This is a genomic window from Streptomyces sp. 4N124 (genome assembly GCF_052245395.1).
GTDB lineage: Bacteria > Actinomycetota > Actinomycetes > Streptomycetales > Streptomycetaceae > Streptomyces.
Window position 1 is genome coordinate 256,862 of the sequence record NZ_JBQQBS010000006.1, and the last position, 14,180, is coordinate 271,041.

A 14,180-nucleotide genomic window follows, 5' to 3' on the forward strand; every position below is an offset into this window, starting at 1 on the left:
TGCTAGTCCCGCGCTCATCCCCCCATCCATGGAAGGGACACCATGGCAACAACCCGCACGCTCGGCAGAATCACCAAGGCCCTGCTGGCCCCGGCCCTCGCGCTCGGCGCCACCGTCGGTCTCGCCTCCGCCCCCGCCCAGGCCGCCGTCTGGAACTCCTGCGACCAGTGGGGCAACACCAACCTGAACGGCTACACGCTCTACAACAACATCTGGGGCTCCGGCGCCGGCAGCCAGTGCGTCTGGGCCAACTCCGGCACGAACTGGGGTGTCTGGGCCAACCACCCCAACACCGGCGGCATCAAGTCGTACCCCAACTCGAAGAAGGTGATCAACAAGACGATCGCCTCTCTCGGCTCGCTCACCAGCAACTACAACGTCACGGTGCCGTCGTCCGGCGCGTACAACACGTCGTACGACATCTGGGACACGGACTACGACTACGAGATCATGCTCTGGGTCAACTACAACGGAGCCGTCGGTCCGCTCGGCACCTCGCAGGGCAGCGTCACCCTCGGCGGCCACACGTGGAACGTCTACAAGGGCAGCAACGGCGTCAACGAGGTGTTCTCGTTCCTGCGGACCTCCGACTCCAGCTCCGGCAGCGTGAACATCAAGCCGATCCTCAGCTGGATCTCCGGCACCAAGGGCTGGATGTCCAGCAGCGAGACCATCGGTGACGTCCAGTTCGGCTACGAGATCACCTCGTCGTCCGGCGGACTCGACTTCCGCACCAACGACCTGACGGTCAGCAGTAGTTGAGCGACTGACAGAGATGGCCGGAACCGTCAGGCTCCGGCCATCTCCCGCCCGGCTACTCCCCTATCGGCAGCCGCGCCCCGTCCCGCAGAAACAGCGGGATGCGGTCCAGCGGGGCGTCGACCGTCACGGTCGTACCGCCCTCGTACGTCGTCCCCGTCCACGCGTCCGTCCAGGTCGCGCCCGCCGGGAGATACGCGGTGCGGGCCGTGGCGCCCGCCGTGAGGACCGGGGCGACCAGCAGATCCCGGCCGAAGAGGTAGGAGTCGTCGACCGACCACGTCGCCTGGTCCTCGGGGAACTCCAGGAACAGCGGGCGCATGACGGGCAGGCCCTCCTCGTGGGCCTCGCGCATGACCTGAAGGACGTACGGCTTCAGGCGCTCGCGCAGGCGCAGGTACCGCTCCAGGATCGCGCCGGCCTGCTCGCCGTAGGACCAGACCTCGTTCGGGCCGCCGGTCATCTTCGGGCCCAGCGGCATGCCCGGGTCGCGGAAGCCGTGCAGACGCATCAGCGGGGACAGCGTGCCGAACTGGAACCAGCGGACCATGACTTCCTGGTACGCGGGGTCGGTCGGGTCGCCGCCGTGGAAGCCGCCGATGTCGGTGTTCCACCAGGGGATGCCGGACAGGGCCGTGTTGAGGCCCGCCGCGATCTGACGGCGCAGGGTCGGGAAGTCGGTGCCGATGTCGCCGGACCAGAGGGCGGCGCCGTAGCGCTGACTGCCCGCCCAGGCCGAGCGGTTGAGGGTGACGATCTCGGACTCGCCCTCCGCGACCAGCCCTTCGTGGAAGGCGCGGGAGTTCTCGGCCGGGTACATGTTCCCGACCTCCAGACCCGGGCCCGCCCAGTAGCGCAGGTTCTCCTGGAAGCCCGGCTTCAGCTCCGGCTCGCAGGCGTCCAGCCAGAAGGCGGTGATGCCGTACGGGTCCAGGTAGTTCGCCTTCACCTTCGACCACATGAACTCCCGCGCATCGGGGTTCGTGGCGTCGTAGAAGGCGACCTGGACGGTGGAGGCGACCTCCTTGTCCGGCCAGTCGGCGTGCGCCATGGGGCCGTACTGCGTGCCGATGAAGTAGCCGCGCTGCTCCATGACCGGGTGGTTCTCGCTCAGCGGCGACACCGACGGCCAGACCGACACGACGAGCTTGATGCCGAGTTCCTCCAGCTCCCGCACCATCGCCGCCGGGTCGGGCCACTCCTTCGGGTCGAACTTCCACTCGCCCAGATGGGTCCAGTGGAAGAAGTCGCAGACGATGGCGGAGATGGGCAGGCCTCTGCGCTTGTACTCCCGCGCCACCGCCATGAGTTCGTCCTGCGTGCGGTAGCGCAGCTTGCACTGCCAGAAGCCCGCCGCCCACTCCGGCAGCATCGGGGTGCGGCCGGTCACCGCGCTGTAGCGGCGCTGGGCGTCGGCCGGGGCGCCCGCGGTGATCCAGTAGTCGATCTGGCGGGCCGAGTCCGCGACCCAGCGGGTGCCGTTGCCCGCCAGCTCGACCCGGCCGATCGCCGGGTTGTTCCACAGCAGGGTGTAGCCGCGGCTGGAGGTGAGGACCGGGATGCCCACCTCGGCGTTGCGCTGGACCAGGTCCACGACCAGGCCCTTCTGGTCCAGGCGCCCGTGCTGGTGCTGGCCGAGGCCGAACAGCTTCTCGTCGTCGTAGGCGGCGAAGCGCTGCTCCAGGCGGTGGTGGCCGTTGCCGACGGCCGTGTAGAGGCGTGGACCGGGCCACCAGAAGTGGGCGCGTTCCTCGGCGAGGATCTCCGAGAGGTCGTCCGTCCGCAGGAACCGGATCATCCCCTCGGCGTTCACCTCGACGGTCAGCGCGCCGACCGTCAGCCGGCCCTCTCCGTCCGCGACCTTGACCGTGGACTCGGTCGCCGGAGCCTCGTCCAGGAGCGCGCCGGGCAGCCCCTCCAGGAGGGGGCCGCCGAGCCGGGCCCGGACCCGCACCGCGTCCGGGCCCCACGGCTCGATGCGTACGGTCTCCTGGCGGCCGCTCCACTCCAGCGCACCGCCCCGCTCACGGAGCGTGCCGACGGTGGGTGACGACTGCGCGAGGCTGACCGCGCCGGTCGGGGTCTGGATTTCGGCAGGCTGGTTCACGACGCGTACTCCTCAGGACATGGGGAGCCCCGGTGGGGGCCGACACATGGAAGGGGTGGTGGTCAGGACCGGGCCGGCGCCGGACCCGTGCTCGCCCGGACCGTCAACTCGGGTGCGATCAGCAGGACTTCGTCGGTGCCGCGGCCGTCGAGCTTCGCGACCAGGTGCTCCACCGCGTGCCGGCCCATCTCCTGGGCGGGGATGGCGACCGACGTGAGCCGCACCGAGGCCTGGGTGGCGACCTGGTCGGGGCAGATCGCGACCACCGACACGTCCTCGGGGATGGCACGGCCCTGCTGGCGCAGCAGACCGAGGAGCGGCTCGACCGCCGACTCGTTCTGTACGACGAACCCCGTGGTGCCGGGGCGCTCGTCGAGGATGCGGGCGAGGGTCACGGCCATCGCGTCGTACCCGCCGTCGCAGGGGCGGTGCAGCAGCCGTACGCCCAACTCCTGGGAGCGGCCGCGCAGTCCGTCGAGGGTGCGCTCGGCGAACCCGGTGTGCCGTTCGTAGACCGCGGGGGCCTCGCCGATGACAGCGATGTCGCGGTGCCCCAGCATCGCCAGATGTTCCAGGCACAGTGCGCCCGTCGCCCTGAAGTCCAGGTCGACACAGGTCAGTCCGGAGGTGTCGGCGGGCAGTCCGATCAGCACGGACGGCTGGTCGGTGCCGCGCAGCAACGGCAGCCGCTCGTCGTCGAGTTCGACGTCCATCAGGATCATCGCGTCGGCGAGTCCGCTGCCGGTGACACGGCGGACGGCGTCCGGGCCCTCCTCGCCGGTGAGCAGCAGGACGTCGTATCCGTGCGTACGGGCCGTGGTGGCCACCGCGATGGCGATCTCCATCATCACCGGCACATACATGTCCGTGCGCAGCGGGACCATCAGCGCGATGATGTTCGACCTGCTGCTGGCCAGGGCGCGGGCGCCCGCGTTCGGGTGGTAGCCGAGATCGCGGATGCTCTGCTCGACCCGCTGCCGGGTGGTCGTGGAGATGGACCGCTTGCCACTGAGGACATAGCTCACCGTGCTCGCCGAGACTCCGGCGTGCTGGGCGACCTCGGCGAGGGTGACCATCCAGCTCTCCAAGTTTGTGAAGCGCTTCGACAGTGCGCAGTGCGAATATGGGCGGGTGGGGGTGGTTCGACACTAGCCCTACCGCGAGTGGGTGTCCATAGGTTGTCGAAGCGCTTCGACACGGACTTGCGGGCCGGAGCGGCGGCTGGGGCGGTTCGTCCCGGAACGGCCTTCCCGAGGTGTGGCTTCCTGCCTACCATGACCGGCCGTGGGGGGCCATGGAACGGGGGCGGAGGAGCCGGTCCGGCACATAGGGCCGTACCGGATCGTCGCACTGCTCGGCGAGGGCGGGATGGGCGCCGTCCATCTGGGACGGGACCGGCGCGGGCGGCCGGCGGCCGTGAAGGTGCTGCGCGCCGAGCTGTCGCGGGACGCCGAGATGGTGCGGCGCTTCCGGCGCGAGGCGGACGCGGCCTCGGCGGTGCGGTACCGGCCCCGCGCGCGCCGCCGTGACCCGGCAGCGGCTCATGGTCAGCACCGACGACGGAACCGCCCAGGTCCTCGACACCCGTGACGGAACGCCGAGTTGGCGCTGGGCCATCGGCAGGCCGGTCCTGTGGAACGACGGCGCGGCAGGCGCCCCCGCCCCCGCCGTGCACGACGGCGCCTTCTGCGTCGGCGCGCTGACCGACCGCACGGTCACCGCCGGCCATGGCATCGCTTTCGTCGCCGGACGCGGCTGCCTCTGCCTCGACCTGCGCACCGGCCGCACCCGCTGGAGCCTCGACCCCGAGGACACCGGGACCGAACTGGCCGGGGACATCCTGTACGGCGGGGCGACGATCGACGGCAGGACGATCTACCTGACTCTCGTCGGCCAGGACCTGATGGCCGTCCGAAGCGACCGCCGCAAGCCCCTGTGGAACTGGGAGCGCCCCGGCACCATCGGCTCCGGCCCGGCCCCGCCCCCGCTGCTCGCGGGCGGCTACGTCTTCCCCCAGACCGCCGTCAACCTCACCTCCCCCGAGGAGGACGTGGTCGCGGTCGACCTGCGTGGACCCTCAAGTCCATCGACAGCGCCGCCACCGAGCCCCAACTGCTCGCCGACGACCGGACCCTGTACGTCCTGCGCGGCGACCGCCTCAGGGTGTACCCGCTGGCCTGAACCAGGGCGACATCGGCTGAACGGGGACCGGGGCCGCGCGAGGGTGGTGGGGTCGTCCCGTATCGGGTAGTAACGATCCAGTAGCACCAGTCAGTAACGTGCGGCCCCAAGATCCCTATTCGCGGCGAGGTGAGCCTCATGTCCGCAGCACCCGCGTCATCTTCTCGACCTTCTGTCACTGAGCGCGAGGCACGCCAGGTGGCCGAGGCCGCCCGGGAACAGGACTGGCGCAAGCCCAGCTTCGCCAAGGAACTGTTCCTGGGCCGCTTCCGGCTCGATCTGGTCCACCCGCACCCCACCCCGCCTGCCGAGGACGTGCAGCGTGGCGAGGAGTTCCTGGCCAAGCTGCGCGACTTCTGCGAGACCAAGGTGGACGCGGCCCTGATCGAGCGCGAGGCCAAGATCCCCGACGAGGTCATCGACGGGCTCAAGGAACTCGGCGCCCTCGGCATGAAGATCGACACCAAGTACGGCGGGCTCGGCCTCACCCAGGTGTACTACAACAAGGCGCTGGCCCTGGCGGGCTCGGCCTGTCCGGCGATCGGGGTGCTGCTGTCGGCGCATCAGTCGATCGGCGTACCGCAGCCGCTGAAATTGTTCGGCACCCAGGAGCAGAAGGAGCAGTTCCTGCCGCGCTGCGCCCGCACGGACATCAGCGCGTTCCTCCTCACCGAGCCGGACGTCGGCTCCGACCCGGCACGGCTCGCGACGAGCGCGATCCCCGACGGGGACGAGTACGTGCTCGACGGGGTCAAGCTGTGGACCACCAACGGCGTCGTCGCCGACCTGCTCGTGGTGATGGCCCGGGTGCCCAGGAGCGAGGGCCACAAGGGCGGCATCACCGCCTTCGTCGTGGAGACCAACTCGCCCGGCGTCACGGTCGAGAACCGCAACGCCTTCATGGGCCTGCGCGGCATCGAGAACGGCGTCACCCGCTTCCACCAGGTCCGGGTCCCCGCCGCCCACCGCATCGGCCCCGAGGGCGCTGGCCTGAAGATCGCGCTCACGACGTTGAACACCGGCCGCCTCTCGCTCCCCGCGTCCTGCGTCGCGGCCGGCAAGTGGTGCCTGAAGATCGCCCGCGAGTGGTCGGCCGCGCGTGAACAGTGGGGCAAGCCGATCGCCCACCACGAGGCGGTCGGGTCGAAGATCAGCTTCATCGCCGCGACGACCTTCGCTCTGGAGGCCGTACTCGACCTGTCGTCGCAGATGGCCGACGAGGACCGCAACGACATCCGCATCGAGGGCGCGCTGGCCAAGCTCTTCGCCTCCGAGCAGGCCTGGCTGATGGCCGACGAACTCGTTCAGATCCGCGGTGGCCGTGGCTTCGAGACGGCCGCGTCCCTCGCCGCCCGCGGCGAACGCGCGGTCCCCGCCGAACAGGTCCTGCGCGATCTGCGCATCAACCGGATCTTCGAGGGCTCGACCGAGATCATGCACCTGCTGATCGCCCGCGAGGCGGTTGACGCCCATCTGTCGGTCGCCGGCGATCTGATCGACCCCGACAAGTCCCTCCAGGACAAGGCGAAGGCGGCCGGGAACGCGGGTGTCTTCTACGCCAAGTGGCTGCCGAAGCTGGTCGCGGGACCGGGCCAGAACCCGCGCGCGTACGCCGAGTTCAACCGCGGCGTCGACCTCTCGCCGCACTTGCGGTACATCGAGCGGACCTCGCGCAAGCTCGCCCGCTCCACCTTCTACGCCATGTCCCGCTGGCAGGGCCGGATGGAGACCAAGCAGGGCTTCCTGGGCCGGATCGTCGACATCGGCGCGGAGCTGTTCGCGATGAGCGCGGTCTGCGTCCGCGCCGAACTCCTGCGCAGCAAGGGCGATCACGGCCGCGAGGCCTACCAACTCGCCGACGTCTTCTGCCGCCAGGCCCGCATCCGGATCGACGAGCTCTTCGGCCGCTTGTGGACCAACACGGACGACCTGGACCGCAAGGTCGTCAAGGGAGTCCTCGGCGGCGCCTACACCTGGCTAGAGGAAGGCATCGTCGACCCCTCGGGCGAGGGCCCGTGGATCGCGGACGCAACCCCCGGGCCGTCAACGAAGGAGAACGTGCATCGCCCTATCAGGTGAGCCAACGGGAGCTGCCGCTCGGACACCGATGGCGGCCTGGGCCGGAGTGCTGAGCACGGAGCCGGTGAGGGCCAGGTTGTCTGCCGACCACGAAAGAAGCGTTATCGCGCGATCTTCACGAGAGCTTCACAAGAGGGGAAGTTGCTTCAATCACCGCAAACAACTGCTGGGGCACCTTCCCGAGGGACGCCCTGTCCTTACTGACAGTGGATACGGCCACAATGGAGGAATGAGCGACAGCCCAGCCCCCCTCGCCGACCCGCACCTCGTCTATGACCCGGTGTCGGGCGACGGTCCGAAGGACGTGGTCATCCTCGGCTCCACCGGGTCGATCGGCACCCAGGCCATCGACCTCGTGCTGCGCAACCCGGACCGGTTCCGGGTCACCGGACTCTCCGCCGCCGGCGGACGGGTCGCCCTCCTCGCCGAGCAGGCGCACCGGCTGCGGGTCCGCACCGTCGCGGTCGCCCGCGAGGACGTCGTACCGGCGCTGCGCGAGGCCCTCACCGCCGAGTACGGCGCGGGGGAGCCGCTCCCCGAGATCCTCGCCGGACCGGACGCGGCCACCCAGCTCGCCGCCTCCGACTGCCACACCGTGCTGAACGGCATCACCGGCTCGATCGGCCTCGCCCCGACCCTCGCCGCCCTGGAGGCGGGCCGCACGCTCGCGCTCGCCAACAAGGAGTCGCTCATCGTGGGCGGTCCGCTGGTCAAGGCGGTCGCCAAGCCCGGCCAGATCATCCCGGTCGACTCCGAGCACGCGGCGCTGTTCCAGGCGCTGGCGTCCGGTGCGCGGGCCGACGTACGCAAGCTGGTCGTCACGGCGTCCGGCGGGCCCTTCCGCGGCCGGACGAAGGCTGACCTTGACCGGGTGACCGTCGAGGACGCCCTCGCCCACCCCACCTGGGCGATGGGCCCGGTGATCACGATCAACTCCGCGACCCTGGTCAACAAGGGGCTGGAAGTCATCGAGGCACACCTTCTCTACGACATTCCCTTCGACCGCATTGAGGTGGTCGTGCATCCCCAGTCGTATGTCCACTCGATGGTTGAGTTCACCGACGGATCCACGATCGCCCAGGCGACGCCCCCCGACATGCGCGGGCCGATCGCCATCGGCCTCGGCTGGCCGGAACGCGTCCCCGACGCCGCGCCCACGTTCGACTGGAGCAAGGCGTCCACCTGGGAGTTCTTCCCGCTCGACACCGACGCGTTTCCGTCGGTCGGACTGGCCCGGCATGTGGGACAGCTCGCGGGCACGGCCCCGGCGGTGTTCAATGCCGCCAACGAGGAGTGCGTGGAGGCCTTCCGGGCCGGCGCACTGCCGTTCAACGGGATCATGGAGACTGTGACGCGCGTGGTCGAGGAGCACGGCACACCGCGTACGGGAACCTCACTCACCGTCGCGGACGTCCTCGAGGCGGAGGCCTGGGCGCGGACCCGGGCGAGCGAACTGGCGGCACAGACGGCGGAGGCCCGTGCATGACGACCTTGATGTTCATCCTCGGCATAGTGGTCTTCGCGTTCGGCCTCCTGGTCTCGATCGCGTGGCACGAGCTGGGGCACCTGTCCACAGCCAAGCTCTTCGGCATCCGCGTGCCGCAGTACATGGTGGGCTTCGGGCCGACGATCTTCTCGCGCAACAAGGGCGAGACCGAGTACGGCATCAAGGCCATCCCCTTCGGCGGCTACATCCGCATGATCGGCATGTTCCCGCCCGGCCCCGACGGCCGCCTCGAAGCCCGCTCCACCTCACCGTGGCGCGGCATGATCGAGGACGCCCGCTCGGCGGCCTTCGAGGAACTGCGGCCCGGCGACGAGACCCGCCTCTTCTACACGCGCAAGCCGTGGAAGCGGGTCATCGTGATGTTCGCGGGCCCGTTCATGAACCTGATCCTGGCGGTGGCGCTGTTCCTCACCGTCCTGATGGGCTTCGGCATCTCCCAGCAGACCACCACCGTCAGCTCGGTCTCCCAGTGCGTCATCGCACAGACCGAGAACCGCGACACCTGCGAGAAGTCCGACCCCGCCTCCCCGGCCGCGGCCGCGGGTCTGAAGGCGGGCGACAAGATCGTCTCCTTCGGCGGAGTGCGCACCGACGAATGGAACCAGCTCTCGGACCTCATCCGCGCCAACCCCGGCAAGGACGTCCCGATCGTCGTCGACCGCGACGGCCAGGAAGTCACCCTGCACGCGAAGATCGTCGCCAACCAGGTCGCCAAGAAGGACTCCAGCGGCCAGATCGTCCAGGGCGAGTTCGTCTCGGCGGGCTTCCTCGGCTTCAGCGCCGCCACCGGCATCGTCCAGCAGGACTTCGGCTCCTCGGTGACCTGGATGGGAGACCGGGTCGGCGACGCCGTCGACTCCCTCGCCGCCATCCCCAGCAAGGTGCCCGCCCTGTGGGACGCCGCCTTCGGTGACGGTGAGCGCGAGGCGGACTCCCCGATGGGCGTGGTGGGCGCGGCCCGCGTCGGCGGCGAGATCTTCACCCTCGACATCCCGCCGACGCAGCAGCTGGCCATGGCGTTGATGCTGGTGGCCGGCTTCAACCTCTCCCTGTTCCTCTTCAACATGCTCCCGCTGCTGCCGCTGGACGGCGGCCATATCGCGGGCGCCCTGTGGGAGTCCCTGCGCCGCAACCTGGCGAAGGTGCTGCGCCGCCCCGACCCGGGCCCGTTCGATGTGGCGAAGCTGATGCCGGTGGCCTACGTGGTGGCCGGGATCTTCATCTGCTTCACGCTGCTCGTGCTGGTGGCGGACGTGGTTAACCCGGTGAGAATCTCCTAGTCATACGGAGTTTGTGGCGGCCCGGCACGATCTGTGCTGGGCCGTTCTCCATCGAGTGGGTTTACGAGCGCGATGTGCCTGGGCCCAGGCAGGTGCCGTAATCTCGAAGCCTGGAGCCCGCCCTCGACGGGAACCGGACTTGATCCACGACTTGGGGTTGCACAGCAGATGACTGCGATTTCTCTCGGCATGCCGTCCGTTCCGACCAAGCTCGCCGAACGCCGGAAGAGCCGGCAGATCCAGGTCGGATCCGTGGCGGTCGGCGGGGACGCTCCCGTGTCGGTCCAGTCGATGACCACGACCCGTACGTCGGACATCGGCGCCACGCTCCAGCAGATCGCCGAACTCACGGCGTCCGGCTGCCAGATCGTCCGGGTCGCCTGCCCCACGCAGGACGACGCGGACGCCCTCGCCACCATCGCCCGCAAGTCGCAGATCCCGGTGATCGCGGACATCCACTTCCAGCCGAAGTACGTCTTCGCCGCCATCGAGGCGGGCTGCGCCGCGGTCCGCGTCAACCCCGGCAACATCAAGCAGTTCGACGACAAGGTCAAGGAGATCGCGCGGGCCGCCAAGGACCACGGCACGCCGATCCGCATCGGCGTCAACGCCGGTTCGCTGGACCGCCGGCTCCTCCAGAAGTACGGCAAGGCGACCCCCGAGGCGCTGGCCGAGTCCGCGCTGTGGGAGGCGTCCCTCTTCGAGGAGCACGACTTCCGGGACATCAAGATCTCGGTCAAGCACAACGACCCGGTGGTCATGGTCGAGGCGTACCGCCAGCTCGCCGCCCAGTGCGACTACCCCCTCCACCTCGGTGTGACGGAGGCGGGCCCGGCCTTCCAGGGCACGATCAAGTCGGCGGTGGCCTTCGGCGCCCTCCTCTCCCAGGGCATCGGCGACACGATCCGCGTCTCGCTGTCCGCGCCTCCGGTGGAGGAGGTCAAGGTCGGCAACCAGATCCTGGAGTCCCTGAACCTCAGGCAGCGCGGCCTGGAGATCGTCTCCTGCCCGTCCTGCGGCCGCGCCCAGGTCGACGTCTACAAGCTCGCCGAGGAAGTCACCGCGGGCCTGACCGGCATGGAGGTTCCCCTCCGCGTTGCGGTGATGGGCTGCGTGGTGAACGGCCCCGGCGAAGCCCGCGAGGCCGACCTCGGCGTCGCCTCCGGCAACGGCAAGGGCCAGATCTTCGTCAAGGGCGAGGTCATCAAGACCGTCCCGGAATCCAAGATCGTAGAAACCCTCATCGAGGAGGCCATGAAGCTGGCCGAACAGATGGAGGCGGACGGGACCGAGTCGGGCGAGCCGTCGGTGTCGGTGGCGGGCTGACACCGAGCCCTGCCGCGCCCGCGCCGTGCTGGTGAGCGGCTACTGATCGCCGCGCAGATAGCGGGTGACCATGTCCACCAGTTCGTTCTCGAGCGTCTCGACCGGGATGGTCCGAGGGTCGGCCATGAGCTTGTGCGTGTTCGTCTCCACTGTGAACACGATGAGCTCGGCCGCGATGTCGAGGTCCCGCACGCGGACATCCGGGTGCCGGGCGAGGAGATCACGCACCTGACCGACGCGCTTCTTACCGTGCCGGTTGATCGTGTCGAGCACTTCCTGCGAGAGCGGCGCCTCCTCGAGCATGATCCGCAGCAGCTGCGGATCGTCGCGGTGGTTGTTGATCGCGTCGCGGACCAGTGCCCGCACCGTTGCCTCCAGGCTCCCGGCGGACAGATCGAGCTGCTCGGCCTCGGTCCACGTGCCTCGGTCGAGGTGCCGCACCAGCAGCTCGGCAAGGATGGCGTCCTTGTTCGGGAAGTACTGGTACAGCGAGCCGATGGAGATGCGGGCGCGTTCGGCGATGCGGTTGGTGGTGCCGGCGGCGTAGCCGAACTCGGTGAAAACGTGAGCAGCGGCGGTGAGGATGCGCTCGCGGGTGAGTTCGGCGCGCACCTGGCGGGGCTTGCGACGTGGCTGAAGGCGGCGGTCGGCCGACGGCATCCGGAGGCCTCCTCAAGGCATGAAAAGCGAGTAGCCAGAGAGCTGAGCTATTGCTCACAATAGTGCCATGAGCTGCGAAAACAAGGCCCTGACAGGTGCGGGAAACGACCGCTTGAGCGGCCTGCGCCGTGTGACGACGGTGGACGAGGTCGAGACGACCGTCGGCCGTCCGGCGCCGGTGGTCATGCTCAAGCAGATCAGCGCCCTCGACGAGGGCTGCCGGACCGTCCTCGCCCGGTGTCCGGTCGCGGCCTTCGGCTACCGGGACGCCGACGGCACCAGCAGGACGACCTTCATCGGCGGCACTCCGGGATTCGCACGCGTCCACTCGCCCACGCGGATCTCGTTCTCCCTGCCCGAGCCCGGCGACCCGCACGGTCCGGTCTCGTTCTTCTTCCTCCTGCCGGGAGTCGGCGAGATCCTGCGCGTCAACGGCTCGGTGGCCGCACGCAAGGGCGCGCAGACGACCGTCGACATCGGGGAGGCGTACGTGCACTGCGCACAGGCCGTCCTCCGGTCCCGTCTGTGGCAGCCGCCCGCCCCTGCCGAGCCGGCCGCCGAACTCGCGGGTGACGGGCCCCTGTGCCGGCCCGGCGTCGCCGAGTTCCTGGCCGCGGCACCGTTTCTCGCACTGTCCACGTGGGACTCCTCCGGTGGGAGCGACACGAGCCCGCGCGGGGACCGGCAGGCGGTGGCGCGGATCCTGGACAGCCGCACGCTGGTCATCCCGGATCGGAAGGGCAACAAACGCGCCGACACGCTCCACAACCTGCTGCGGGACGACAGGCTCTCGTTCGCCGCGCTCGTTCCGGGGCGCAGTGGTGTGCTGCACGTCCGCGGCCGCGGCGCGATCACCGACGATCCCGCACTGCTGGAGACGATGGCGCTGCGCGGGATGCCTCCGCACCTGGCGCTGCTCATCGACGTCGAGCACGCCGAGGTGACCGGCAACGACGCCGTCGCGCGCTCGCGGCTGTGGACTCCCGGCGCGCACCTCGACCGCGGCACGATGCCGGACCTGATGGCGCTGGCAGGAGAACACCTCACCGCCAACGCGGCCGACGCCGAGGGTGGTCCACCCGCGTTCCTGCTCAAGGTCGTCGGGGCGATCCCGGGAGTGAACTGGTTGCTGCGGCTGGTGGGGAACCGTCTCTACCGTTCCGGGCTGCGGAAAGAGGGCTACGAGGACATCGAGCCCGGCGCGGGCGGCCGGCGCCGTGGCATCCTGCGCCGGCGTCCCGCCGACGACGCTGGGACGGAGCACCTCCTGCGGGAGGTGCGCATAGTCGAGGTGCGCAGGGAGACACCGAGTGCGGTCACCCTCGTGCTGGAGGACGCCGCCGAGAACCCGGGACCGTTCGCCTTCCGGCCCGGCCAGTTCTTCACGCTCGTCGCCGACATCGACGGCCGCCCGGTGCGACGGGCCTACTCGGCCTCGTCGGCGCCCGGGTCGTCCCGGCTGGAGGTCACCGTCAAGCACGTCGAGGGCGGCCGGTTCTCCACCCACGCGCACCGGAATCTCCGCGCCGGGGACCGCCTCGCGGTGCGCGGCCCCTCGGGGACCTTCCACGCCGGGCCGCAGCCCCCGGACGAGATCGTGCTCGTCGCGGCGGGCAGCGGCATGACGCCGATGATGAGCATGATCCGCACCCGGCTCGCCGGCCGGCCGGGCGGGGACCGGATCGCGCTGCTCTACAGCAGCCGCAGCGCGGAGGAGATCATCTTCGCCGAGGAGCTGACCCGGCTGGCGAAGGACCATCCCGACCGGCTCTCGGTCACCCACGTCCTGACCCGCAGGGACGGGCGGCTCGACGCGGACGGCGTGCGTCGGTGGATCACCGGCCGGTCGCCGTCCCGGGACGCTCACTACTACGTCTGTGGTCCCGAACCGCTGATGGACACCGTCCAGGGCGTTCTGGCCGGGCTCGGGGTCCCGGACGAGAGGGTGCACCACGAGCGCTACACCAGCAGTGCGGACACCGGGACCGCGACGACGGTGCCGCAGGAGATGACCGTCGAGCAGGACGGGCACCCCCTCGGCGCGGTGGTGGTCGAGCCCGGCCAGACGCTCCTCGACGCGGGACTCGCCGCCGGGCTGCCGATGCCGTACTCCTGCACGGTCGGAAACTGCGGCGACTGCATGGTGCGGCTCCGCAGCGGAGAGGTCACCCAGAACGAGCCCAACTGCCTCACGCCACAGCAGAAAGCCGACGGCTATGTCCTGACGTGCGTGGGCTGCCCGCTGTCCAAGGTCACCCTCGACATCCCGGACGAGTGATCG

General features: G+C 69.9%; 11 protein-coding genes. 8 read left to right on the top strand and 3 right to left on the bottom strand.

Annotation, left to right across the window (positions count from 1 at the left end; genetic code table 11):
* Window positions 1-42 precede the first annotated feature (42 nt).
* Window positions 43-762, top strand: coding sequence for a glycoside hydrolase family 12 protein (locus ACTWQO_RS08845; RefSeq protein ID WP_443236640.1), 720 nt, complete (start codon window positions 43-45; stop codon window positions 760-762).
* A gap of 52 nt (window positions 763-814) precedes the next feature.
* Here ACTWQO_RS08845 and ACTWQO_RS08850 read toward each other — a convergent pair whose 3' ends face one another.
* Both ACTWQO_RS08850 and ACTWQO_RS08855 read right to left on the bottom strand, forming a co-directional pair.
* The gene (locus tag ACTWQO_RS08850) at window positions 815-2,866 is read right to left on the bottom strand and encodes a glycoside hydrolase family 31 protein (RefSeq protein ID WP_443236641.1); all 2,052 of its coding nucleotides are present in this window, start codon (window positions 2,864-2,866) and stop codon (window positions 815-817) included.
* Between the two features lie 62 nt (window positions 2,867-2,928).
* The gene (locus ACTWQO_RS08855; protein ID WP_443236642.1) at window positions 2,929-3,942 is read right to left on the bottom strand and encodes a LacI family DNA-binding transcriptional regulator; all 1,014 of its coding nucleotides are present in this window, start codon (window positions 3,940-3,942) and stop codon (window positions 2,929-2,931) included.
* 208 nt (window positions 3,943-4,150) lie between these two features.
* On the opposite strand from ACTWQO_RS08855, the gene ACTWQO_RS08860 reads away from it, so the two are divergent.
* The 6 genes from ACTWQO_RS08860 to ispG all read left to right on the top strand — a co-directional run bounded on the left by ACTWQO_RS08860 (window position 4,151) and on the right by ispG (window position 11,239).
* Complete coding sequence (locus ACTWQO_RS08860; protein WP_443236643.1) at window positions 4,151-4,456, top strand: hypothetical protein; 306 nt, start codon at window positions 4,151-4,153, stop codon at window positions 4,454-4,456.
* Window positions 4,410-5,117 (top strand): hypothetical protein, encoded by a 708-nt coding sequence (locus ACTWQO_RS08865; protein ID WP_443236644.1) that lies wholly within the window; start codon window positions 4,410-4,412, stop codon window positions 5,115-5,117. The genes ACTWQO_RS08860 and ACTWQO_RS08865 overlap by 47 nt, the downstream gene beginning before the upstream one ends.
* A 68-nt stretch (window positions 5,118-5,185) precedes the next feature.
* A complete protein-coding gene (locus tag ACTWQO_RS08870) occupies window positions 5,186-7,126 on the top strand; it encodes an acyl-CoA dehydrogenase family protein (RefSeq protein ID WP_443236645.1) in 1,941 nt (646 codons plus the stop codon).
* 229 nt (window positions 7,127-7,355) lie between these two features.
* Window positions 7,356-8,612: a 1-deoxy-D-xylulose-5-phosphate reductoisomerase gene (gene dxr, locus ACTWQO_RS08875; protein WP_443236646.1), complete on the top strand. Its 1,257-nt coding sequence runs from the start codon at window positions 7,356-7,358 to the stop codon at window positions 8,610-8,612.
* A gap of 8 nt (window positions 8,613-8,620) precedes the next feature.
* On the top strand, window positions 8,621-9,913 hold the full coding sequence (locus tag ACTWQO_RS08880; RefSeq protein ID WP_443236665.1) for a M50 family metallopeptidase: 1,293 nt from the start codon (window positions 8,621-8,623) through the stop codon (window positions 9,911-9,913).
* Window positions 9,914-10,081: 168 nt separating this feature from the next.
* A complete protein-coding gene (gene ispG, locus ACTWQO_RS08885) occupies window positions 10,082-11,239 on the top strand; it encodes a flavodoxin-dependent (E)-4-hydroxy-3-methylbut-2-enyl-diphosphate synthase (RefSeq protein WP_443236647.1) in 1,158 nt (385 codons plus the stop codon).
* 39 nt (window positions 11,240-11,278) lie between these two features.
* Here the strand turns inward: ispG and ACTWQO_RS08890 are convergent, their stop codons facing one another.
* The gene (locus tag ACTWQO_RS08890; RefSeq protein WP_443236648.1) at window positions 11,279-11,899 is read right to left on the bottom strand and encodes a TetR/AcrR family transcriptional regulator; all 621 of its coding nucleotides are present in this window, start codon (window positions 11,897-11,899) and stop codon (window positions 11,279-11,281) included.
* 67 nt (window positions 11,900-11,966) lie between these two features.
* Between ACTWQO_RS08890 and ACTWQO_RS08895 the strand changes: the two genes are divergently transcribed.
* Complete coding sequence (locus ACTWQO_RS08895; protein ID WP_443236649.1) at window positions 11,967-14,177, top strand: 2Fe-2S iron-sulfur cluster-binding protein; 2,211 nt, start codon at window positions 11,967-11,969, stop codon at window positions 14,175-14,177.
* Window positions 14,178-14,180 lie beyond the last annotated feature (3 nt).

Excerpts from the sequence above, each read along its gene's own strand:
- ACTWQO_RS08895 (WP_443236649.1), top strand. The coding sequence starts at position 11,967 with ATGAGCTGCGAAAACAAGGCCCTGACAGGTGCGGGAAACGACCGCTTG.
- ACTWQO_RS08880 (WP_443236665.1), top strand. The coding sequence starts at position 8,621 with ATGTTCATCCTCGGCATAGTGGTCTTCGCGTTCGGCCTCCTGGTCTCG.
- dxr (WP_443236646.1), top strand. The coding sequence starts at position 7,356 with ATGAGCGACAGCCCAGCCCCCCTCGCCGACCCGCACCTCGTCTATGAC.
- ACTWQO_RS08845 (WP_443236640.1), top strand. The coding sequence starts at position 43 with ATGGCAACAACCCGCACGCTCGGCAGAATCACCAAGGCCCTGCTGGCC.
- ACTWQO_RS08865 (WP_443236644.1), top strand. The coding sequence starts at position 4,410 with ATGGTCAGCACCGACGACGGAACCGCCCAGGTCCTCGACACCCGTGAC.
- ACTWQO_RS08890 (WP_443236648.1), bottom strand. The coding sequence starts at position 11,899 with ATGCCGTCGGCCGACCGCCGCCTTCAGCCACGTCGCAAGCCCCGCCAG.
- ispG (WP_443236647.1), top strand. The coding sequence starts at position 10,082 with ATGACTGCGATTTCTCTCGGCATGCCGTCCGTTCCGACCAAGCTCGCC.
- ACTWQO_RS08870 (WP_443236645.1), top strand. The coding sequence starts at position 5,186 with ATGTCCGCAGCACCCGCGTCATCTTCTCGACCTTCTGTCACTGAGCGC.
- ACTWQO_RS08855 (WP_443236642.1), bottom strand. The coding sequence starts at position 3,942 with ATGGTCACCCTCGCCGAGGTCGCCCAGCACGCCGGAGTCTCGGCGAGC.